We start from the raw sequence: 22,508 nt of genomic DNA on the forward strand, positions 1-22,508 counted from the left end.
TTAAAGATTGGAGGATGAAAGAGGAAAAATGAGTAAAAAAGAATGGCCTGATATTTTAACATTAGCGCTTGGAATTGCACTATTGCCGTCTATATGGGCTGTTATAAGTCCATATATTAGAATTTCAACGGGAGCAGTGGCTCTTATTTGTGCAGCTGTCTATGTAGCTAATGGCAATAAAATTGAAGATGGGATTAAAATTTCAATAGGTTTTTTATGTGGTGATATATGGGCTTGTTTTGCATTGAAAATGATGGACATAATGCAGTTTAATCCGAATGTGGAATTGTTTATTACCCTATTTGTTTTGGGGTTACTGGCAGTAATAATTTCAGGATTGTTTACTAAATGGATATATCTACCTGCATGGTTGTGTGGATGGGCCGTGGGTTTGACTATTATGACTACCGACAGAATTAATAATTTAGGAAGTCTAGCTATACAAATTGGACTCTCTATGCTAGTGGGTGTATGGTATGTAGGTGCTGGAGTTGACAAATTTCAAAAATTCTTATTTAAATTATATAATAGATAAGGAAGATTTGTGTAAAATGTTATACAATAAAGTTGCAGAGAAGGAAAAAGATATAATTCGGTTATAAATAAAGCAGACATCCGCTAGTTTAGCTGGCGGATGCTTATTGTCAACCTTATCCACTAATTTCAAAAGTTTAAAAGTCATTAGCTTCTTTAATAAACTTTTGGTTTATTTCTAAATTAACGGAGCTAGCGCTATACTCACATCATTATCAATACCTGATCCAATCTTATTTTTATTTGTAAATCTGTTGATGTATAATCCAAAATCTTAGAATTGATAAACACCTGCAAATTATATATAATAATCATGTAGTAGAGTAAATTTAAAAAGGTCAATAAAAAAGAGGGATATTATGTCATTTGATTTTGTAGCAATAGATTTTGAAACATCCAATAATAAATATACCAGTGCATGTTCCATAGGTATTGCTGCCGTAAAAAATAACGAGATATGCAAAAAGGAATATTTTTTAATTCACCCACCGACTCTTGAGTTCAGCAAAAAAAATATATCCATCAATGGGATAACTCCAGAAGACGTTGAAAACTCACCACTTTTTCCCGATATATGGAATAATATAAGTACTTATTTTAAGGACAACCTAATGGTTGCCCACAATGCTGCATTTGACATGTCTGTACTCAAAAATTGCCTGACATTGTACAAGATACCCATGCCAAATTTTAAATATGTTTGCAGCATACCGATATCAACAAGACTATGCAGGGGTAAAAAAATAGGTAAGTCCCTAGAAGACCGCGCCAGGTATTTTGATATAGATTTAGGACACCACCATAATTCTCTCGATGACGCCATAACCTGTGCCAATTTAGTCATCGAATGTGTGAAACGCTCTCATAGGAAAAGCCTTGAATCCTTCTGCAATACATATACCAGTGTTCCAGTTAAAAATTTTAAGGATCTACATCCTAAAATAGAACTTTTCAAAAAAAGAAGTCCTATTTTTCATAATAAATTCAATACAGTTAAAATATCTGAAATTAAACCTGAGTGTAACAGTATCGATACCTCCAATCCATTCTACAATAAAACTGTGGTCTTTACAGGAGATCTAGAAAATTTAAATAGAAGAGATGCCATGCAGGAAGTGGTAAATTTAGGCGGTATATTAAAGAGCGGTGTATCAAAGAAAACAGACTATTTAGTTGTGGGAATTCAGGATAAATCCCTAGTTGACAATTCCGGAATGAGTTCTAAAGAACAAAAGGCAGCTGAACTCAAAGATCAGGGATATGATATTAAAACAATCTACGAAGATGAGTTCTTAGATATGATCAAATATAAAACCAATAGGGAAAATATCGATATTTCCAAAAAAGTTTTAGATTTAGAATCCCTTATAGTCTTCAATAATTTAAATGACAAAATAGAAAAATTGAAAGAATGGAAATTATTGAGCCCTTCGGCAAATGATTTAAAAGACATATACTATAAAAAGAAAAGTAATATTTATAACGCTGACATTCTGGGATATATAAGCAAGACAACAAATCCTAAATGTATAAGTCAATCTTATGAAACAATTGTACTAAAGGTTGAAGATAAGATTATAAAAATAGCTCCTGCTTATCTGCTTGAAATGCAGAAAAAAGACTTTCAGCAGAATCAATAGCATGTAGCCTGTACTAAAACCTATATGGAAAGGAGAGTATAAAATTTTTACACTCCCCTTTCCATTTTAATTTAATACAGTATAAAAATTATTCTACCTGCCATATTCCATCCTTTAAAAATTCTGATGCCTTTTCCTTAGCTTTTTCCACTATATCATCATTATATCCTAAAATCCCTAAGAGTTTTATTGCATTTTGAGTTTGGGATCTTCCTTTATGTATCTTATAGTCAAAAGATATAGTATTATCCACTATCCTCTCTTGAAAGTGATAGTTGGAAAAATATTTTTCAAGTATATATGTAAGTTCTACATCGTGGGTAGCTGCCACACATATGCAATTGTTTAAGGTAAGATATTTTAGTACCTGAGAAGAAGCCGCTATTCTTTCCACCGTATTAGTTCCCCTCAATATCTCATCTACAAAGCATATGGTTGGGATGTCATCCCCTATATTGTCTATTATTCTCTTTAGAGACTTTGTTTCTACTATATAATAACTTTCATTATTGAATATATTATCTTTAAGTGCCATAGAAGTGTATATTCTAAAATAACAGCATTTGAACTCCGAGGCCAGGCAAGTATATATTGTTTGAGCCAGTATAATATTTATGGCCACTGTCTTTAAAAAGGTGGATTTCCCGGAAGCATTGGATCCTGTAATTAAAATTGAATTGTCAATTTCTATGGAATTTGGTATCGAATTTTTTATAAGAGGATGCCTGAGTTCTTTAAATATACTGACTTGAGCCTGCTTTTTACTGCATCTAATCAATTTAGGCGTCACATAATTTTGCATCCTCTCTCTATATGATGCTATGGATATGCAGCTGTCTATTACACCTACGACCTCAAATATAGCTTCGAACTCACTGCTTCTTTCTATAAGCATATCGGACATTTTTTCATAATTTATAAGTTCCACCAGAAAAAACATTCCCATGTACTCTGTAAGTATACCTGAATCCGTAGCACCTCCACTCTGACTAAAAGCTGCATTTTTTATGCTTTTTATGCCCTTAAGAGCATATCTTAGTTTTTCATTATAGCCTTGGAGTTCCTCCACCTGTTCCTTTAAAATCAACCCTGCATATTTGGCTATTTTGAGTATGTACATAAAAGCTTCAAATTTATGTACTATTTTTTTCTTCTCGCTGTAATGTTTATATATATTTACACCAAAAGATACCATGATTATAATCAATGCAGCATAGGGCTTGAAAAACAGCAGTACAATTCCCAAAATGGGTATTCCCCCCAGGATTCTATAGTAAATAAGATTTGATTTTCTCTCACTTTCTTTTTTATAAAAATAATCAGATATAAAACAGTTCCTATTTTTACCTAGCCTGGCAAGTATATACTGGATTTTCCCCCTTTCAATTGGGTTGTCCTGAAAAAATTTTATCAATCTGTCCCTATTTTTAAGTTCTCTCTCATCGTACAGCGGTTCTCTAAGCATGTTGTATAAAAATTGTTCACCGGGGCTGCTTTCCGTGGCGTTGATGTTTTTAAAAACATCATCCATACTCAGATCATTCCATGTAATTTCATCAATAAAAAAATCACTTCTATTTTTTTCCCTCCTGTTGTTAAAATACTCAGCAATGCTATTCATATCGTCATCATTGTATTTTTCATCTTTTTCTCTGCCCCAATTACTTTTTATTCTCTCCTTGATTTCACTGTCAGATTTAAAACTTGAATAAGCTGAAAACAAGGTGCTCACTGCTATGATCAACAGTATATACACAATGATAGCTGTCATAATCATTCTCCTTTAAAACATTATATATTGAGCTTGTGTCTATCAGTCACAACTATAAACCCGATCCTAAATTTCTTGCCATTTTCTGGTATTCACTATTTTCTACATCTTTTCTGCTGCTTGAACCCAAAACAAGAAGCATACCTCCCTCCTGCCAATGAAGATAATGACATAGTGAATGAAAATTCACTTTTAAAGTATCCATTGCCCAATTATCCTTAACTCCGCCAGCAGCAATTAAATAAAGTTTTTTTGACATCTTACGCAGTGCAGAATCAACAGAAAAAAATCGGTCAATAGTACGCTTAAGCTGTGCTGACATATTAAAATAATAGAGCGGTGTTACTAAAACAACAGCATGAGCTGTCAATAGATGCGGATAAACTTGTAACATGTCATCATCATATACACATTTGCCATCATTCTTAAGACAATGAGAACAGGCTATACACGGATGAATATCTAATCTTGCTGTATCAAAACGAACTATTTCATGGCCTGCTTCTTTTGCGCCATCACAAAACTCATCGGCAAGAAATGCTGTAGTTCCCTGTAAATGCGGACTTCCTGTTAAAACCAATACCTTCATCTTAATACCTCCTGATATATTATACATAATTTTATTTTACAGTTTTACACAAAACAGCTTTATTTTATTATATAACTTATTATATAATATCTATACAGCGAGTAGTTTTGATAACGTAAATCCGGTTGTCAATACTACTTGCTTTTTTTTGGACATTAACTGTACGAACTTAATAAAAAGGAGGAAGATCAATTCAATGAAAGATTCAAAAACATTAAAACCTAAAACACAAATTAATATAAAGGCAATGCTGGCAGTGTTGGCATTTAGTGGGTTCTTAGCAGTATTTAATGAAACCATATTAAATGTTGCATTAAACATTCTCATGGAGGAAATGAACGTCACAGCGGGAACAATACAATGGATAGTTACTGCATATATGATGATTGTAGCTGTTATGGTACCAGTTACAGCTTTTTTAATCCAATCATTCGAATTAAAAAAGTTGTATTTGGGAGCTATGGTAATACTTTTGATTGGGACAATATGTACAGCTTGTTCTAAGACTTTCCCAATATTACTTATTTCCAGAATGCTGCAAGCTTCGGGTACTGGAATGATGATTCCCATTATGATGAATACAATACTACTTATAACACCGCAGAAAAAACGCGGTTCAGCAATGGCTATAGGTGCCTGTGCAATTCAGCTTGGGCCGGCACTTGGACCGACAATTTCAGGATTTATATTACAATTTTTCAACTGGCATGTGTTATTTATAATGTTAATTCCACTTATAATACTAGCTATGATATTTGGACATATTTATTTAGTAAATGTATCGACTCTTACAAAACCAAAAATTGATATCACATCAATTATATTATCAACCATTGGGGTTGGAGGAATTATATACAGCTTAAGTAGTCTGGACAGTGGAAATACGAAGATAGTTGGTATAACATTTATTATTGGAATGATCACATTGATAGCATTTGGTAAACGCCAATTGTCCCTAAAAGAACCTATGTTGGAAATACGTACTTTTAAATTTCCTTTATTTTCAATTGGTGTAGCACTTGTCATGATTTCCATGATGACGATATTTACTATGAATGTAATGTTACCTATGTTTCTTCAAGGAGCACTTAAAACAACAACTTTTGTAGCTGCAATGATACTGCTTCCAGCAACACTTATCAATGGATTTGTGACACTTATAGGAGGTAAAATTTACGACAAATTAGGAGCAAAAATTTTAATACAGGTAGGATTTGCTATAATGCTTGTATCATTATTTATTTTGTCACGACTGACTCTTGATACATCTCTTGCAAAGATTACAATTATTTATATAGTAGTATGTATTGGAGTTGGCAGCACATTATCACCATCTCAAACAAGCTCCCTTAATCAATTGCCGAGAGAATACTACCCACACGGAGTGGCTATATTAAATACACTTCAACAATTATCAGCAGCAATTGGCTCTTCATTATTTATAGGCATTATGTCGGCTTCACAGCAAAAAGCTTTAAATAACTTGGCTTCAGAACAAGCCGCTGTTACTGCTGGATTCAATACCGCAGTACTAGCTCTAACAGTGCTTGTTTTATTTGGTCTTTTTCTGTCATTTACTTTAAAATCGGAATAACAACAATATCTCCGGTTTATTTTAAATGCTGCTATAATTCTAGCAGCATTGTCAAAAAAATAATAGATAGGTTTTGTAAAAAGCTATCTATTATCTAAATTTCATCCATTTAGCTGCAGTTCTAAATGACCCCATATTTTTTTATAAGTACATATGCGACAACAGGCATAAGTATGTCAACAACAATGCTGGCAATTATAAGAAAAGAAACTCTTCCCACTATGTTCCACTTAATTATAGTCATTACAACAGCACCGATAGAAAATAAAGCCCAAATATAAAAGCCAAGTTTTTTTCTTAAAAATAGAAGTATAACTAAACCCGCTAACATGCCAATTTTAACTACAACAAATATGATATTTAAGGCTGTTGTTCCAATAGGATACAGTAACAATGCACCGGAAATAACCATAACAACGGACAGCCATAACCATAACCACAACTTTTGAGTCATTGCACATTCATCCTTTCTTTAAAAATACATAATCTTTATAAACTTATGGAATTGCAGATATTTTTGTATTTCATACGTATAGTTTCTTTACTTATATTATACACCTAAAATATTCTTGAAAGTTCAAATTAAATTATTGTCAAACTAATCATATTAGTTTATAATAAATTTATTATAGTTTTATATAAAGGAGATTAATATGAGTGCAAAAAGAAGGTTAAATACAGAGACAATCCTAAATACCGCAGCAGAGTTGGTGGAAGAAAATGGACTTGAAAATGTTTCCTTACTACAGGTTGCGGAAAAATTGGGTGTAAAATCACCATCACTGTACAATCATTTTAGTGGATTTAAAGAACTCTCATTGGGCATTGCAAGGCTTGCTATCTCCAGACTCGGAGACACCATCCGCAGTGCAGCAGTTGGTCGGTCAAAGGGCGATGCGTTAATGACAATTGCTTTGGCATATCGTAAATTTGCAAGAGAAAATCCGGAACTTTACAAGGCAATTTTGAGATTTCCCGCTTACAATGATAGAAGTATTCAGGAAGCAGGTCATGCTGTTGTCCATATATTATACCAGGTCATGGAATCTTATCACTACAGTAAAGAAAAAACCATTCATTTTGTCCGCGGGTTCCGCAGTGCCCTTCACGGATTTGTCTCCCTAGAAGAGGTAGGGTTTTTTCAGAGCACCGAAGCCGATGTGGATAAAAGCTTCGAACAGCTTGTTTCATGTCTGATATCAACTTTAAATACAAGGGAGGATAATTAGCATGGTTCAATATATTGCCTTACCTATAGTTGGATTTGCAGTCGGTCTGCTTATTATTTCCCTTGGCGGCGGCGGTGGAGCTGTCTATGTGGGGATTCTCACTGCTTTCTTCAACATTCCTCCTGCCATTGCAGCCTCAACTTCGCTTGCAACTATAATTCCTACCACCGCGGTTGGGACCTTAAGCCACTGGAAGGCTGGAAATGTAAATTTACATTTAGGCCTTACCATGCTAATCGGAGGTGTAGTCGGTTCAATTATAGGTTCACTGTGTTCCGGACTGCTGCCACAGAACTTGTATAATAAACTGACCGGAATTATCTTGGTATTACTGGCCGTACAGATGCTTATTTCATTCACAAAAAGTAACCAAAAGAAAGATGATTCCCAAGATGTTAGTCAAACTAAGAGATCCAATATTATTAAAGCGGTTTGTTTTGGCCTGCTGGGGGGAGTCATGTCCGGGCTTGTCGGTTTAAGCGGCGGCGGTCCAATTGTAGCAGGACTTATGATTTTAGGATGTCAGGTACTTGAAACAGTGGGGACTTCAGTACTCGTGTTACTTGGCATAGCTATTACTGGATTTATCACACATCTTGGATTGGGAAATATCGATTGGAAACTCGTAGGACTTTTAGCTGTGGGTACAGTATGTGGAGCTTTTGCAAGCCCGTTCCTTCTCAAGCGCATAGATAAGAAAAAATTAGAAAAGATTCTTCGACCAGCACTTTTCACCATGATCGTTGTAATGGGTGGAATGCTGATTTTTAAATAGACGCATATGCTCTGCTGGTATATAGTTCAGTTTTCATAATTATTTAAATTATAGATATAGATTTAGTTTTGTATAAATCTATACCTATCAATAACCTGTACTTATTTTAGACTACCAGACTCAAAACCATTACACCAATTAATCCCATTATTGAAATAATCGATGTCTGTACGCACCAAATTTTAAGTGTCTGAGGAAAAGTCAAACTAAAATATTCTTTAACCATCCAGAAAGACGCATCAGTAGGAGGATCACAGAACATAGAGCCACATCCAACAGCCAACACCATTAATTCTGGACTAACACCTGTTTGTGCGAGCAATGGCAATAAGATTCCAGCAGACATAAATAATGCTACTGTCGCAGAGCCAACTGTTACTCTTATAAGAGCTGTAATAACCCAGGCCAATACTAATGGTGATATAGGCAGTCCTACTACTAAGGTTGCTACATATTTTCCTACTCCACTGTCAACTATAACCTGTTTAAAGGCACCACCACCTCCAATAATGAGTAAAATCATTGCAATAGACTTGGCCGCTTCTACCGTACTATTCATTAACTCAGGCATCTTTTTACCCACACGAAATCCAAAAGTATATAATGAAATAAAGAAAGCTATTAACAATGCCATATCTGTATTTCCAATAAAGGATAAAAACGTATGTGCATATGAATTTTCGGGAACAAAAAATTCAATTAATAATGATCCTGCTATAAGAATTACAGGTATAAGAGCTGTGGTAACACTTATTCCAAAACCAGGAAGTTCCTCTTCTTTAAATACTTTGGCAATAGCCAGGCCTTTTGGTATTTCAGATTTGTTGTTTTTAACCAATTTATAATATAATGGCCCGGAAACAATTAAGGCTGGTATTGCTATTATTATTCCATAAGCTAATGTCAACCCAATATTGGCTTTAAAAATTCCTGCTACAGCAACTGGACCAGGATGCGGCGGCAAAAAACAATGAGTCACCGATATGGCCGCCAACATTGGAATACCAACTTCTAATAATGGAATCTCAGCAGTTGCAGCTATGGTGAATATAATCGGAATAAGTACAACAAAACTAACTTCCCAAAATAGTGTTATACCAACAATAAATCCTGTCAATGCAACTGCCCAGGTAACATTTTTCCTACCAAACTTTTCAATTAAAGTCATCGAAATACGCTGAGCTCCTCCACCATCTGCCATAAGCCTGCCAAACATTGCTCCAAGGCCTAAAATTATTGCAAGATGTCCTAGTGTTCCTCCTACACCTGACTCAATTGAGCTAATGGTCTTCATTATTGGCAATCCTTCTGCCACACCTACTACCAAGCAGGTCAGCATAAGGGATAAAAATCCGTTGAGTTTAAATTTAACTAATAGTACAAAAAGAAATGCGATACCTACTGCCAAAATAATAAGAGGCATAATATAATTCACTCCTTCTTCCAAAATTGATCTCTAAATTATTTCAGTATCACCCTTAAGCCAGTAATATTACTCTATTACTAACTCAAGGTCATACTCAATTAACATACAAAATAATACAGATGATTTTTGCACCGTTTTCATTTAATATAGAATTCAGAAGCCTTCAGCTGATGAATTAAGCGTTTATTAAATTCTTTTTTAAGAGCTTCAATTTCCTCCGGCCTATAGTCATAAAAACCTGCTCCGGATTTAACTCCCAGTTTTCCAGCTTCAACTTTTTCACGTAAAATCGGATTTGCACAAGTTGAGTTGTCCATCACTTTTAACAAATTATCTCCTACAGTACACCAAATATCTAAACCGCCAAGATCAGCAACTTCCAATTGACCTGTTGTGGCATAACGAAATGCCGGACCAAATTTTAACGCTTTATCTATTTCAGCTGGTTCGGCAACTCCCTGTTCCATAAGTGAAAACACTTCCCTGGCAACTCCCTGTTGAATACGATTAGCAACAAGTCCTGGTACATCTTTTAAAATTTTAACTGTTTGTTTTTTTATGGATTTGTAGATCTCCTGTATTTCTTTGAAAATATCTTCTGGCATATTTCCAAAAAACGACAGCTCAATAATCGGCATCAAAAGTGCCGGATTATAAAAATGATCCACTAACATTCTCTTTTTCCTTTCATCACTTACAGCTGTCAGCATTTCACTTAATGATAAGCTGGAGGTGTTACTTCCAAAAACTGCATTTTTAGGTGCATATTTATCCAATTTAGAAAATATATCTCTCTTTATATCAATTTTTTCAGGTGCAGCTTCGATTATATAATCTCTATCCTCTACTGTTTTCTCCATATCATTAAAAAGTGTAACATTATCCAGCGACTTTACGATAGCTTCCTCACTAAATAGACCTCCTTCCACTAATTCTGACAAATCCTTATCCATTGTCTTTTTTACATTTTTTAATGTCTCCGAATTGGTATCAAACAAATTTACTGGATATCCATAAAGGGCAAAACATTCTGCAATACTGTGTCCCATCGTTCCTGCACCAATTACAGCTATTTTTTTTATCATTTTATATTTCCTCCTAGTTATTTTATACCTAATATTTCTCTTGCCTCTGCTGGCGTAGCCTCTTCTTTATTAGCTTCCTTAATTACTCTAACTGCTCTTTCTACAAATTCTACATTTGATTTGGCAATTTTCCCATAAGAATAATAAATATTATCTTCTAGTCCTACGCGAACATGTCCACCAAGTGCAATAGTTGCATAGAGAATTGGCAAATGTTGTTTCCCTATACCAAAAGCTGACCAGGTAGAACCTTTAGGAAGTAAATTCTTTAAATAGACAAGGTTTTCAACAGTTGCTGCAGTTCCTCCAGCTGCTCCTAAAACTAACTGATAATGTGTTGGTACATCTAAAACTCCTTTTTTTACATAATACAATGTATTGTATATCATTCCTGCATCAAAAATTTCTACTTCTGGTTTAACATTATTGGTCTTCATACAATTACCCAACTTTTCTAGGAATGCCGGAGTATTATAAAACACTGAGTTATTCATCCAATTCATTGTACCTGCATCATAAGAGGCCATTTCAGGCTTTAATTCAACTAGATGTGCCATTCTAGTTTCATCCGTAGCATTTAAATCTCCAGAAGTTGTTAAGTTTATAACAACATCGCATTTACTTTTAATTAATTCCACAGTCTCTGCAAATTTATCTTTATTCATTGTTCCCCTGCCTTCTTCATCTATCATGTGAAGATGGACAATAGCTGCTCCAGCTTTCCAGCATTCATATGCTTCATTGGCAATTTCCTGTGGTGTAGTAGGAATATTGGGGTTTTTATCTTTTCGAGGAAACGCTCCTGTCAATGCTGCTGTAACAATTATCTTTTCCATTTTAAAACATCCTTTCAATTTGATTTTTATTTTTTACACGTATCTATATCAGCAAATACTATACCAAATCTAAATTTCCTCATTTACTAGCTTTTTTGACAAAATAAAAAGAATATTGATGAATTAATTCATCAATATTCTGAAAATAAGAAATCAATCCTGACTACAACTGCCCTTATTCATTGATTATGACCATATTTAAAAATTATTCCATTTGTAATCAAATTGATTCTATTTATAATCAAAATTATCTATTATTGCTGCTTATTAAAATCAATCGATAATTTTTTTGCTTTTTTTACTACAGCCGATTGGCTAATTTTTAAAATTTCTGCTGCCTTCCTAGTACTTCCGCCTCTTTTTAACGCTTCTTTAATTAATTCCCGTTCAACATTTTGAATACTCTCTCTTAGCCCCAACTTGGATTGTGACATATCAGCTCTCTCTTCTTTCATCATCAATAAACTAGCTACATCATCTGGAGTAATAGAAGTATGTGGTTCAGAAATAATAACAATTCTTTCGATTATATTTTTCAATTCTCTAATATTTCCCGGCCAAGGATATCTTTGAAACACCGAAATAGCCCTTTTATCAATTACAACTTCTTTACTGTACTTGGTATTATAAATTTTTAAAAAATGATCTAATAAATCTAAAATATCACTCCTTCGTGAACGTAATGGTAAAATATGAATTGGAAACACATTTATCCGGTAATATAAGTCTTCTCTAAATGTTCCCTGCTTCACCATCTTTTTTAAATTTTTATTTGTTACGGCAATAATTCGCACATCTACGGGAATTGTTTTTTCTCCTCCTATTCTAGTTATTTCTTTCTCTTGAATAACACGCAACAGTTTCGCCTGTAAATTCAATGACATGTCTCCAATTTCATCAAGCATTAATGTACCTTTATCTGACAATTCAAACAAACCTATTTTTCTGTTAACAGCGCCAGTAAAAGCGCCCTTTTCATAACCAAATAATTCAGATTCCAATAAATTTGCAGGAATAGCGGCACAATTTACTTTGATAAATGCTCCCTTATTACGAAGGCTCTTTCTAAAAATTTGATTTGCAACTACTTCTTTTCCCACGCCGGATTCGCCAGTAATCAAAACGGTTACATCTAAAGGTGCAACTTTTGAAATCATCTTCAATATTTCTTTCATTTCTTTGCTGCTGCCTATAAAATTATTATTTAGCTGCTGCTTTCTCAAATGTTCAATTTCCTGTTCCTTCTTGGAGTTTATTTTTTCCACTACTTTAATTTTCTTTAGTGAAAGTTCTAATTCCCTTTGTATTCTTCTTAATTCACTAATATCCCGATCAATAACTACAACTCGCCTTACAGTTCCCCCATGGGAAAAAATAGGGCTTCCAGTTATAAGCATTTCCACGCCTTTTTTAGCTTTTCCTATTGAAGTAACAGTTTTTTTCTGCTTAATAACCTCTAGTGTGACAGCATTATAATAAACGCCCTCCTTAAGCAAGTCTTTCACATTTCTACCTATAAGCTTATCTCGGTTCAATCCAGTCATTTCTGTATAGGCTCTATTTACATACAATGTATTTCCCTCTCCGTCAGCAAAATAAATACCATCATATAAATTATCAACAATTTCTTCAAAGTCACATTTACTTATCTTTCCTATTTGTGTATCATCTTCCATATTTTATTCATCCTCCTAAGAATAGTTTATAAACACACCCTTCCTTATAAATTTTATTATATCAAATAATAAAGATAAAATATTTAACCTTATAACTAGCATAAAATGGTATATTTAACTGCTGAAGGATTATATTTTGTAAAATAGTTGAACCAACCTCTGATAGTAGGATTTATCATCGAAGATGTAATTGACATTGACTATTTTATTATTTAACTGTATTATTAAGTTATCTAAAATATAGCTCATCATTATACTATTTAAATGAATAATATTCACCTATAAGGAGAAACATATATGTCAATATTTTCATATCAAATTTTTGATGCTGTGGCAAAGCAACAAAGCTTTTTACGAGCGGCTGAAGTTTTGAATTTAACTCCATCGGCTGTTAGTCATTCTATATCCTCACTGGAAGGTAAGATGGGTTTCCCACTATTTTTACGAAGCAGAACTGGCGTAAAACTTACAAGCGAAGGAGAACTTATGCTTATACGTATACGTGCAATTCTAAGCTGCGAAAAACAGTTGCAGCAAGAAGCAGCGCAAATTAATGGACTGGAAAAGGGAACTGTAGTAATTGGTACCTTTAGCAGTGTTTGTACCAATTGGATTCCCGATATTGTAAAATCTTTTCACAACTTTTATCCAAACATTGATATCAATATTATGCAAGGGGATTATGAAGATGTTCTGCTCTGGGTAAAAACAGGTGTTGTAGATATTGGCTTTGCTACTCTGCCTGTTAAAGAAGATCTTACGGAAACGCCTCTGTATATGGATAGACTTCTGTGTATTACACCGAAAAATTTTAAACCTGTTCATTTTAAATATGTCACCATTGATGATATAAGGGATCATCCCTTTATTTTGCAACAAGAAGGTTATAATTCAGACACCATTTCTTTTATTAAAAAATACAATTTATCTATCCGCCCACAATTTTTCATAGAAGATGACCAATCCATCATTGCAATTGTTGAGAGTGGACTTGGTATAAGTATTGTTCCAGAATTAATTCTAAATAAAGTGCGATGCAATGTAAATATCTATCCAATAGTGCCAAATGAGTTTCGTACTATTGGACTAGTAACACATAAAAAACAATTACTTTCTCCCGCAACTTTAAAAATGTTTGATCATATTGTTTCATATATTAAAAGTATAATAAAACAAGATAACATCATTTGAAACGATACTATCTTGTTTAGTATAAAGGATATTTTATAATTAAAATGTGTAGTATAAATTTTAACCTATAAATTTAATCGTTTTTTAACATTATTCAAAGCTTGATCTAAGTCTTTGATAATTTCTTCTGCTTCTTCAATTCCTACCGATAGCCTAACCTGCCCATCTGCAATCCCAACTGCTTCACGTTCTTCTCTGCTCATAGAAGCATGACTCATTGATGCTGAGTGCTGGATCAGTGAATCGACATTACCTAAAGAAGTTGCTAAACTTATCATTTTCACGCTATCCATCAACATTTTTCCTGCTTCAAATCCACCGCGGACATTGAAGCTCATCATTCCTCCAAAATCTTTCATTTGTCTTTTCGCGATCTCATGACCTGGATGAGATTTTAGTCCAGGATATAATACTTTTTCAACCATATCATGGTTATCTAAAAATTCGGCTACTTTTCTGGCATTTGCACAATGCCTATCCATTCTAGCACCTAAAGTTTTAATACCTTTAGAAAGTTCTGCTGCATCTGCAGGTGACATAATTCCACCCATAAACTTCATAAACTCGGCATCTATTTTATGAATTAATTTTTTATTTCCTACAATTGCTCCGCCCAAAATATCTCCATGTCCATTCAAGTATTTAGTTGTTGAATGCAGCACAATGTCTGCACCCAATGAAAGTGGATTTTGCAGATATGGTGTTGCAAATGTGCTGTCAACATACAGTAATGCTCCACCCTCATGTGCTATTTCCGCCGCCCTCCTGATATCTGTAATTCCCAAAGTTGGATTACATGGTGTTTCAATATAAACAATCTTCGTATTAGGTTTCATTGCTTTTTTAATGTTTTCAATATTATCACCAGTTGTTGAAACTGTAGTTGCTTCAATTCCAAAACGAGGGATAATGTTTTTAATAAAAGCAAAAGTTCCTCCGTAAACAGTATTACCAGCGACTAAGTGATCGCCAGTATTTAAATTTGCAAGCAATGATGTAGTTATAGCACACATTCCTGATGCAGCCATTAAACACGCTTCTGCATTTTCCAAAGCTGCTATCTTACGTTGTACAGCATCTACTGTCGGATTTGCATATCTAGTATATGCATAAACTCCCTCTTCATCTCCATAACCTGCAGCAATTGCTTTTTCAACATTTTTCATTACAAATGTTGAAGTACGGCAAATCGGAGCAACATGCGCGCCAGTAGCTGGATCTGGTTCACTCCCTACATGTATTGCTCTTGCGTTAAACAATAGTTTTTTTGTATCCATTATTTACCTCCTCTTCTAATACTTTTTTATCAAAATATTTCACATATACTTATTTATCTGACCAGTTTTTTAATTTTTAGTAGAGTACGTAATATTTTTATGCAGCTACTTTATTTATAATATATATCCATTTTATAGGTTAGTAAAGTTCATTATATTCACATTATAAATGAATATATTTCACTTTTAGTAGGTTGAGATCAAGCCTTAATTTATAATTATAAAATAATTTGAAATTAAATGTCTATTGATTAACCATATATTTTTTGCTATTATTTTAATATGAGTAAAATAATAACACAGTTTTAAGTTTTATAGGGTTCCGCAGTTTGAAATTTATGACTGGTCAGGTCCAAGATGAAACACACAACTTATTGTGTTCACGGAGGGATAAAAGCCCGGGAGATATTTCATAATATCAACCGGAGCTTTTTTATTTTTTACATTTATAGGGAGTGAAAATCATGAAATGGTTAATATTATTCATTGCAGGTTTATTAGAAGTTTGGTGGGCGATAGCATTAAAATATTCACAGGGATTTACAAAACTTATACCAAGTATATTTACAATAATAGGAATGATAGGAAGTTTCTATTTTTTATCATTAACACTAAAGACTCTTCCCTTGGGTACAGCATATGCAATCTGGACAGGAATTGGAACTATTGGTACTGTAATCTTCGGAATAATATTATTTAGAGAGCCTATTAATATAATTAGGATAATTTGTATTGGCTTTATAATAGTGGGTATATTAGGATTAAAACTTGTATCCCCACATTAATAAGCTTTTTGCCATTATATAATTTTTCATAGTCTGAGTGAGTAAGAATAAATAGCAATGCTATGACCTTATTTTTTTAAATAATTTTTTAAAATAAGTCTGCACTGGAAGCAATTTTCCTCTGCGATACATCAGGAAAAATATAGCAATAAGGATAAGCAGACTCGCTAAAGCTATCCAGACAGCCAGATATTTCAGAAAAATATTTGGCTGCATCGTAACAGTAAACACACTCTGTGGTTCCATCGTAAAAATGAGATAGCTGCCATCCGCTTTATAAGCTTCTTCTTCCCAACTAGAACCCTTTTTGACCCAAATATGAATTTTACCACTTGTTTCGGGTACAAGGTATCGAAATTTGATTTCTCTTGCACTTACGTCATGCAGGCCGTTGACCGTCACCTTCCAGGACTCCAGGATACTCTGATCATTTACTGAAATCATTTTGCTTTTCGTCTCTGCTTTTGACAGGTTAATAACCGCGCCCTTCTCGAAAGAGGATTCCGCTATAAGAATTGGGCGTGCAGGTTTCCCTCGAGTCTGCTTACTGGCAATGGCAGTAACCAGAGGGTCATACTCTGCTTCAAATGTCTCATTAAAAGTCAAATTGCTGTAATCATAATCAGGCCATTTCGCAGAATACCCGGATTTTGGTTTGATCTCAGGCAATATCTTGGTGGAAATGGCTTCGCCATAATGGAATGGAATTACGGCTATTTCCTTGCCGTCCACCAGAAAGCGGAGTCTTAGATTTTTAAATTCAGTCGGCATGTCTTCTGCCATGATAAAATTACTGTATTCCTGAGGAACTGCTTTTCCACTATAGCTTATTCCGTCAATCCCATTCCACTGATTTCCAACAAAATAGTTATTAGTAATGTTTCCGTCACCAGCTCCCGCAATAGATCCCAGGTATTCTCCGTCACTGTTTATTCGAACAAAAGCATAACAGTTTTCAATATTTTCTCCCGAACCTGCAATTCCTCCAACATAGCTTTTTCCGGAAATCTCCGAGAGAGCATAGCTAAGGCGAACTGTGGACAAGGAACTGCCAGCAATGCCTCCTGCATAATTTCCATCAGTGCTTTTGATATTGCCATAATTCTGGCAGCCATATACAGTTCCTAAATCTGCTTCTCCTGCAATTCCGCCGGCGCAGTTCTTTTTTGCAGTAATCTCTCCTCTGTTATAGGATTGATAAATGACAGCTCTTGTTTTGTATGCGAAATTCAGTGATTTTGTTCCAGTAGTTTGAGGATTGAGAACATCATTCTCTCGGTCAAATTCATAAAATATTGACATGGAACCCGCTATCCCACCTGCAGAAACATCTCCGCTCACAACACCGGTGTTTTCAGAGAAAGCAACCTTTCCTTCCTTAGCATCGGCCAGTTCTTTATCCGAAATGTCCTGAAAAAGATTGGCATCCTCCTTTTGTTCATTGGAGCTGGCTAATTCTTCACCAATATTATTCATCTCCGCAGTAATCGCTTTTAGATCATTTGTTACCGCAGTGCCTGCATCTGCCGCAAGGTTGTTTATTGTTTCAATGCCGGAGGTTATTTCAGAAAGGGAGTCATAAAGCTGATCCAGATGATCAGAATAGGATTCATCAGGAACTGGAAGCTGAATAATCGGCTCTTCTGTCAATTCTGAAATAATTTGCTCCATTTTTGCAGAGGCATCACTTAAATTGGCAAGTGCCGAAGACAGGTTGTTTGATGCGTCCTTAAAAGATCCAAGACCTTCACCAAGATCATTACTTGCCTTATACATTTCATTAAAAGCACCACTAATTTTCTCGAAACCTTCGGTCACATTATCAACCGCCTCATTAAAAGACTCCAATGCAGAAGCCATCCCACTTGCAAAACCATCAAGATCGATTGATGGTAAAGAATTGCTAATAACAACGGACAAATCGGCACTGATCTGTGAAAAAGCTGTAATGAGCTTCGCAGTACCGGAAGACAAATCGGCAAGCGCCTGATTGAGTTCATCATAAGCTTCAGGATCTTCTTCGCGTATTTTTTGTAGCGCAGTCACCGCATTCTGAAGGGCGGAATTCATCTCTTGAGAAGCAGACTGAGCACTAGCCAGAGCATTTTGCAGATCTTCCAGGGCAGCTTTTCTTTCGTCCTCGTTTGGTGCTACTATCAGTTTATCAAAAGCTTCAACAACTTTATCCGAAGCATCCTGAAGCTTATCTGCACCATCTCCAAATTTATCGAAAGCATCCGATAAATCCTCCATGGCCTCAGCTGCCTTGGAACTGCTTCCCCGCAAGCTTTCAAATCCATCTGCAGCATTTTTCGCAGCAGCCGACATGTTGTCCGCTGCATTTTCAAGCTGTTCGAAAACCTGCTCTGATTTTGCCAGGGAATTTGTTATTCTCTCGCTTGAGTTATTAATGGACTCACTACCTTCCGAAATCAAGTCGGTTGTCTGATGGGCAAGAGTGTTTGTTGTCGCTAAAGCACTGTCAATGGCTTTCATAGTATCAGTAATCTGATTCGATATGGAATTTGAGCTGCCGTGTACATCGTCCAGCAGGTTGTCAAACAATCTTGACATTTTCTGCAGGTGGCTTCCTACTTTTTGAAAGGTATCCTCTGAATATTGAAGAGAAAGGTTCGGCTCCATCTGCCCCACAATACCGCCTATATTTTTACGGCCCTGGATTTCTCCCTGGTTGCTGCTGTTTGTAAGATAACCATTTTGTCTGCCTGCAATACCACCTACATTATAGCCCACATGGGGATAACCTATTTCCCCGGAGTTTTTGCAATACTGTATTATTCCAGAAGAATGCCCAGCAATTCCGCCGGCATCCATATAACTTCCCGGCTCATTCAGCAAATCACCTGTACCAGTTTCCGATGTTTGATTTCTGGAAGCATCAGTTCCCACACCAAACTTTGGAAGAATATCAGAATTACTGTTCTTAGAATCGACAGTCGTGTTGGGAGTACGCTTTTGCGTATAGACTGCATTAACTTTGCCTTTATTGGTTGAATAAAAAACGGAGCCTAAATTCTTACCTGTAATGCCGCCTGCCCAGCGATCCGATGTAACAGTAGCTGAGGAGCTGCAGCCTTTGATTGTTCCTATTGTTTCATTCACTCCCGCAATACCTCCAACAGACTTGCTCCCCACAATAGATCCTGAAAAAGAACATTTCAGTATTTCTCCGTAATTGATCCCGGCAATTCCTCCCAATTCCTGCTTGCTTCCAGATGGCTGGATGATTCCCGATACATTTAAATTAATAACTTTGCCGCTGCTCTGTATATATCGAAATACGCCCTGTACAGAGCCTGCTTTTGTAATCTTCAATCCGCTGATTGTATGCCCGCCACCATTGAAAGTCCCTCCAAATGTAGGAATGGCGGCAAATTTACTGTTGGAAATATCCAGGTTACGCTTCAGGTATACTGTTTTCCCCTGCGAATATGTATCCAAAGAACAGTCATTGCCGAGTTTGACAAGATCCTCTACGGAATTTATATAGATAACTTTTTCATCCTGTGCTGCCATTGCAGGAATACCGGCAATATTAATAAATATTGCAATAATTATCAGTAAAGCTGCAATTCTCTTTTTAAGTTTCATCCTGCTTTTTCTCCTCCTGTGCTGTGCTTTCGGTTTCATCAATATGCTCTATTGATGTATTTTGGCTGTCAATCACCGCATCAATTTTTCCTTTCAAGTCTCCCTTGATGTTGGCATTTATCGTTCCTGAAACATAGCCTCTAATATGCCCGTTCAGACGCACATTGCCACTTTGAACTTTTTGATAAGTATCCACCTGCAGTGTGAATCTTGTTTTTTCGATAATAATATCACCGAGGAGCAGTATCTGAGGCAGAACAAATAAAACAAGAAAAATGGAGATGATTGTTCCCCTCCCAAGACAGCTGCCTATGGCAGAGATAACAGGATCCGAGCTGAGGAGGCCTATCAGAATTCCAGTTGATGAGAGGATGGAACCCGACGTCATAATCGTCGGAAAAGCCCCATTGACTGCCTCGTTGATTGCTTCTGAAATCGACATACGCTTCTTTGCCACAAGATATCTGTTTGTTATAAAAATAGCATAGTTGATGGTGGCCCCCATTTGAATCGCTGAAACAATCAAATAGCTTATAAAATGAACACGGTTATGGGATAATGCCTGGATCGCAAAATTAATCCAAATGCTTCCCTGAATCGTAGTAACCAAAAGTATGGGTAATCCTGCGGATTTGAATGTAAACAGCAAGACAAACACAACAAACAGTAGAGTCAATACAGATATAACTATATCGTCAACTTCAAATGAGGTTGCCAGATCATGATTATTAATTGACTCTCCTACGAGAAAAGTATTTTCCTTGTAAAATTCCGATACCACCTTCCGTACAGTCGGCAGATACTCAAAGGTTTCCTTACTGTCTTCCGGCAGATCCAGCTTAATAACCATTCGAGAATAATTTTTCCCCTGCAGTTGCTTTGTCGCCATTACAAGCTGCTTATGGATTTCGTCTAAATTTTCTCTTGTATCGGAAGGCAGTGTCACATAGCCTTCCTGAACCTTTTGATATGCATACATGAACATTTCATAAAGTGTTACACTCCGATTGTTAAACTCGTTTACCAGATACCCGTATTCTTCATGCTCGAGGCTATAAGCTGCATAAAGCAGCCTTGTATCATTAATGTCCATATTTGTAAGTTCAGCAAACATTCTCGGAGTCATCTTATCCGTCAGCACATAATCGCCTACTTTTATATTCCCAAGACCCGTAACTGCTGTAACATGTTTTATTTTGCCCAGAGCCTTCAGCAGCTCTCCCTCTTTTTCATAATTTCCGGAAGGAACAACCACTGCCAGGATATTCGGCTGCCCGAAAGTCTCTTTTATTTTCTGATCAGCAATCTGTGTTTCGTTTTGTCTAATTGTGGGGATGTCCTTCTGACCAAAGGCAAATTCAGTCTGACGGCTTAGATAAAAAGTTGTAATCAGAAGAGGTATGAACAACAAAGGCACAACGTACCTCGTCTTGTTAGCCAGCTTTCCGATAAAATCTATTGCAGGCACAAAGTTCCGATGGCCGGTTTTGTCAATTCCTTTATGAAAAAGCATGAGTAAACCAGGCATTAAGAGAAGAACGCTCACAAGACTGCATGCAATGGCCTTGATCATGACAATTCCCATATCATAACCGAGCCGGAACTGCATAAACATGAGAGCAGCTAAACTTACAATAGCCGTGAGACTGCTGGATCCAATTTCTATAGCACCCTTGCTCAGCGCTGCAATGGTGGCTTCCCTTGGTTCTTTCGTCTCTCTTTCTTCTGTATAACGGTGGCACAGAACAACGGCATAGTCAATAGCAAGGGCCAATTGCAGCACAATTGCTATAGCATTTGTAATGAAAGATATTGTGCCTAATAAATAATTGGTTCCCATATTCAGAACAGCTGCAACAGCAAATACAATTAATAGAACAGGAATTTCCATATATGTCTTGGAGGTAAACAGCAAAACCCCCAAAATGATTATAACCGCAATCACAAGTATAGAGGTCATTTCCTTTGCCAGGATTTTCGCATTATCTACACCCACAGTACTCGATACGTAAAAATCATATCCTGAAAGCATTCTCCTAATCTCGGACATGGCATCAATGCTTACTTTATCCTTTTCCTGTCCATCAAATGTAATATCAAACAGGGCAGATGCCGATTTGAAATGCTTGCTGCTGTTATCGAAATCAACAGAAGAAACCCCTTTGATTTCCTTTATCTTTTTGCTGATTTCTTCCGCCTGGTCATAACTGATATTGGCTACCATTACGCTGGCTGTACCAAATGTAGTAAATTCTTTGTGCATTACGTTCAGGCCAAGACGTGTTTCCGAATTAGCCGGTAAGTAGGTAGTGATATCATTGTTGATTGAGACTTTGGGAATTGAAATAATGCAGTAGATTATGGCAACAATAAACAACAGAAAAAAGCCCTGCCGTTTATCGACAATAAATGTTGAAATTTTCTTCATAATATTATTATCTTGTGATTTATTTTCCATTGTAATATCCTCATGTCTCATTCTTTATTT

The 22,508-nt window shown here is 35.7% G+C and carries 18 protein-coding genes and 1 riboswitch; of the genes, 7 read left to right on the forward strand and 11 right to left on the reverse strand.

Annotated features, from left to right (window positions below; translation table 11 throughout):
- Positions 1 to 28 precede the first annotated feature (28 nt).
- Together ACFHWD_RS02140 and ACFHWD_RS02145 are read left to right on the forward strand one after the other, a co-directional pair.
- Positions 29 to 535, forward strand: coding sequence for a DUF1097 family protein (locus ACFHWD_RS02140; protein ID WP_179977786.1), 507 nt, complete (start codon positions 29 to 31; stop codon positions 533 to 535).
- 358 nt (positions 536 to 893) lie between these two features.
- Positions 894 to 2,174, forward strand: coding sequence for an exonuclease domain-containing protein (locus ACFHWD_RS02145; protein ID WP_150356652.1), 1,281 nt, complete (start codon positions 894 to 896; stop codon positions 2,172 to 2,174).
- 88 nt (positions 2,175 to 2,262) lie between these two features.
- Here ACFHWD_RS02145 and ACFHWD_RS02150 read toward each other — a convergent pair whose 3' ends face one another.
- Both ACFHWD_RS02150 and ACFHWD_RS02155 read right to left on the reverse strand, forming a co-directional pair.
- The gene (locus ACFHWD_RS02150) at positions 2,263 to 3,945 is read right to left on the reverse strand and encodes a DNA mismatch repair protein MutS (RefSeq protein WP_179977787.1); all 1,683 of its coding nucleotides are present in this window, start codon (positions 3,943 to 3,945) and stop codon (positions 2,263 to 2,265) included.
- Between the two features lie 52 nt (positions 3,946 to 3,997).
- Positions 3,998 to 4,534: a flavodoxin family protein gene (locus ACFHWD_RS02155; RefSeq protein ID WP_179977788.1), complete on the reverse strand. Its 537-nt coding sequence runs from the start codon at positions 4,532 to 4,534 to the stop codon at positions 3,998 to 4,000.
- Positions 4,535 to 4,730: 196 nt separating this feature from the next.
- On the opposite strand from ACFHWD_RS02155, the gene ACFHWD_RS02160 reads away from it, so the two are divergent.
- Positions 4,731 to 6,128 (forward strand): DHA2 family efflux MFS transporter permease subunit, encoded by a 1,398-nt coding sequence (locus tag ACFHWD_RS02160; protein WP_150358655.1) that lies wholly within the window; start codon positions 4,731 to 4,733, stop codon positions 6,126 to 6,128.
- Positions 6,129 to 6,249: 121 nt separating this feature from the next.
- On the opposite strand, the gene ACFHWD_RS02165 is transcribed toward ACFHWD_RS02160, so the two are convergent.
- Complete coding sequence (locus tag ACFHWD_RS02165) at positions 6,250 to 6,582, reverse strand: hypothetical protein (RefSeq protein ID WP_150358654.1); 333 nt, start codon at positions 6,580 to 6,582, stop codon at positions 6,250 to 6,252.
- 199 nt (positions 6,583 to 6,781) lie between these two features.
- Here ACFHWD_RS02165 and ACFHWD_RS02170 point away from each other — a divergent pair, with 199 nt between their 5' ends.
- Together ACFHWD_RS02170 and ACFHWD_RS02175 are read left to right on the forward strand one after the other, a co-directional pair.
- A complete protein-coding gene (locus tag ACFHWD_RS02170; RefSeq protein WP_150358653.1) occupies positions 6,782 to 7,357 on the forward strand; it encodes a TetR/AcrR family transcriptional regulator in 576 nt (191 codons plus the stop codon).
- Between the two features lies 1 nt (position 7,358).
- Positions 7,359 to 8,132: a sulfite exporter TauE/SafE family protein gene (locus ACFHWD_RS02175; RefSeq protein ID WP_179977789.1), complete on the forward strand. Its 774-nt coding sequence runs from the start codon at positions 7,359 to 7,361 to the stop codon at positions 8,130 to 8,132.
- Between the two features lie 106 nt (positions 8,133 to 8,238).
- Here the strand turns inward: ACFHWD_RS02175 and ACFHWD_RS02180 are convergent, their stop codons facing one another.
- The 5 genes from ACFHWD_RS02180 to ACFHWD_RS02200 form a co-directional block, all read right to left on the reverse strand.
- A complete protein-coding gene (locus ACFHWD_RS02180) occupies positions 8,239 to 9,555 on the reverse strand; it encodes a gluconate:H+ symporter (RefSeq protein WP_179977790.1) in 1,317 nt (438 codons plus the stop codon).
- 140 nt (positions 9,556 to 9,695) lie between these two features.
- The gene (locus ACFHWD_RS02185; protein WP_229981623.1) at positions 9,696 to 10,643 is read right to left on the reverse strand and encodes a 3-hydroxyacyl-CoA dehydrogenase family protein; all 948 of its coding nucleotides are present in this window, start codon (positions 10,641 to 10,643) and stop codon (positions 9,696 to 9,698) included.
- Between the two features lie 17 nt (positions 10,644 to 10,660).
- Positions 10,661 to 11,479, reverse strand: coding sequence for a 3-keto-5-aminohexanoate cleavage protein (locus tag ACFHWD_RS02190; RefSeq protein ID WP_179977792.1), 819 nt, complete (start codon positions 11,477 to 11,479; stop codon positions 10,661 to 10,663).
- A gap of 254 nt (positions 11,480 to 11,733) precedes the next feature.
- Positions 11,734 to 13,155 (reverse strand): sigma-54 interaction domain-containing protein, encoded by a 1,422-nt coding sequence (locus tag ACFHWD_RS02195; protein ID WP_378060059.1) that lies wholly within the window; start codon positions 13,153 to 13,155, stop codon positions 11,734 to 11,736.
- 95 nt (positions 13,156 to 13,250) lie between these two features.
- A complete protein-coding gene (locus ACFHWD_RS02200; protein ID WP_179977794.1) occupies positions 13,251 to 13,352 on the reverse strand; it encodes a group II intron maturase-specific domain-containing protein in 102 nt (33 codons plus the stop codon).
- Positions 13,353 to 13,452: 100 nt separating this feature from the next.
- Between ACFHWD_RS02200 and ACFHWD_RS02205 the strand changes: the two genes are divergently transcribed.
- Entirely contained in the window at positions 13,453 to 14,346 is an 894-nt protein-coding gene (locus ACFHWD_RS02205; RefSeq protein ID WP_229981620.1) for a LysR family transcriptional regulator, read from the forward strand.
- 65 nt (positions 14,347 to 14,411) lie between these two features.
- Here the strand turns inward: ACFHWD_RS02205 and ACFHWD_RS02210 are convergent, their stop codons facing one another.
- Positions 14,412 to 15,623, reverse strand: a complete 1,212-nt coding sequence (locus tag ACFHWD_RS02210) for a PLP-dependent aspartate aminotransferase family protein (RefSeq protein ID WP_179977796.1) — start codon at positions 15,621 to 15,623, stop codon at positions 14,412 to 14,414.
- Positions 15,624 to 15,926: 303 nt separating this feature from the next.
- Positions 15,927 to 16,030, forward strand: a riboswitch (guanidine-I (ykkC/yxkD leader).
- A gap of 57 nt (positions 16,031 to 16,087) precedes the next feature.
- On the opposite strand from ACFHWD_RS02210, the gene sugE reads away from it, so the two are divergent.
- Positions 16,088 to 16,408 carry a quaternary ammonium compound efflux SMR transporter SugE gene (gene sugE, locus ACFHWD_RS02215; RefSeq protein ID WP_378060061.1) on the forward strand — a complete coding sequence of 107 codons (321 nt, stop codon included), beginning with the start codon at positions 16,088 to 16,090 and terminating at the stop codon, positions 16,406 to 16,408.
- A 60-nt stretch (positions 16,409 to 16,468) separates the two neighbouring features.
- On the opposite strand, the gene ACFHWD_RS02220 is transcribed toward sugE, so the two are convergent.
- A complete protein-coding gene (locus ACFHWD_RS02220; protein WP_378060063.1) occupies positions 16,469 to 20,020 on the reverse strand; it encodes a GLUG motif-containing protein in 3,552 nt (1,183 codons plus the stop codon).
- Complete coding sequence (locus ACFHWD_RS02225) at positions 20,010 to 22,499, reverse strand: MMPL family transporter (protein ID WP_378060065.1); 2,490 nt, start codon at positions 22,497 to 22,499, stop codon at positions 20,010 to 20,012. Before ACFHWD_RS02225 ends, ACFHWD_RS02220 begins: the two co-directional genes overlap by 11 nt.
- Positions 22,500 to 22,508 lie beyond the last annotated feature (9 nt).

The sequence above is a fragment of the Clostridium sp. MT-14 genome (genome assembly GCF_042436595.1).
Classification (GTDB): domain Bacteria; phylum Bacillota; class Clostridia; order Clostridiales; family Clostridiaceae; genus Clostridium_B; species Clostridium_B aromativorans.

What these genes read in the sequence shown, in the direction of transcription:
- ACFHWD_RS02140 (WP_179977786.1), top strand. Translation starts at nt 29, where the DNA reads ATGAGTAAAAAAGAATGGCCTGATATTTTAACATTAGCGCTTGGAATT.
- ACFHWD_RS02145 (WP_150356652.1), top strand. Translation starts at nt 894, where the DNA reads ATGTCATTTGATTTTGTAGCAATAGATTTTGAAACATCCAATAATAAA.
- ACFHWD_RS02150 (WP_179977787.1), bottom strand. Translation starts at nt 3,945, where the DNA reads ATGACAGCTATCATTGTGTATATACTGTTGATCATAGCAGTGAGCACC.
- ACFHWD_RS02155 (WP_179977788.1), bottom strand. Translation starts at nt 4,534, where the DNA reads ATGAAGGTATTGGTTTTAACAGGAAGTCCGCATTTACAGGGAACTACA.
- ACFHWD_RS02160 (WP_150358655.1), top strand. Translation starts at nt 4,731, where the DNA reads ATGAAAGATTCAAAAACATTAAAACCTAAAACACAAATTAATATAAAG.
- ACFHWD_RS02165 (WP_150358654.1), bottom strand. Translation starts at nt 6,582, where the DNA reads ATGACTCAAAAGTTGTGGTTATGGTTATGGCTGTCCGTTGTTATGGTT.
- ACFHWD_RS02170 (WP_150358653.1), top strand. Translation starts at nt 6,782, where the DNA reads ATGAGTGCAAAAAGAAGGTTAAATACAGAGACAATCCTAAATACCGCA.
- ACFHWD_RS02175 (WP_179977789.1), top strand. Translation starts at nt 7,359, where the DNA reads ATGGTTCAATATATTGCCTTACCTATAGTTGGATTTGCAGTCGGTCTG.
- ACFHWD_RS02180 (WP_179977790.1), bottom strand. Translation starts at nt 9,555, where the DNA reads ATGCCTCTTATTATTTTGGCAGTAGGTATCGCATTTCTTTTTGTACTA.
- ACFHWD_RS02185 (WP_229981623.1), bottom strand. Translation starts at nt 10,643, where the DNA reads ATGATAAAAAAAATAGCTGTAATTGGTGCAGGAACGATGGGACACAGT.
- ACFHWD_RS02190 (WP_179977792.1), bottom strand. Translation starts at nt 11,479, where the DNA reads ATGGAAAAGATAATTGTTACAGCAGCATTGACAGGAGCGTTTCCTCGA.
- ACFHWD_RS02195 (WP_378060059.1), bottom strand. Translation starts at nt 13,155, where the DNA reads ATGGAAGATGATACACAAATAGGAAAGATAAGTAAATGTGACTTTGAA.
- ACFHWD_RS02200 (WP_179977794.1), bottom strand. Translation starts at nt 13,352, where the DNA reads ATGTCAATTACATCTTCGATGATAAATCCTACTATCAGAGGTTGGTTC.
- ACFHWD_RS02205 (WP_229981620.1), top strand. Translation starts at nt 13,453, where the DNA reads ATGTCAATATTTTCATATCAAATTTTTGATGCTGTGGCAAAGCAACAA.
- ACFHWD_RS02210 (WP_179977796.1), bottom strand. Translation starts at nt 15,623, where the DNA reads ATGGATACAAAAAAACTATTGTTTAACGCAAGAGCAATACATGTAGGG.
- sugE (WP_378060061.1), top strand. Translation starts at nt 16,088, where the DNA reads ATGAAATGGTTAATATTATTCATTGCAGGTTTATTAGAAGTTTGGTGG.
- ACFHWD_RS02220 (WP_378060063.1), bottom strand. Translation starts at nt 20,020, where the DNA reads ATGAAACTTAAAAAGAGAATTGCAGCTTTACTGATAATTATTGCAATA.
- ACFHWD_RS02225 (WP_378060065.1), bottom strand. Translation starts at nt 22,499, where the DNA reads ATGAGACATGAGGATATTACAATGGAAAATAAATCACAAGATAATAAT.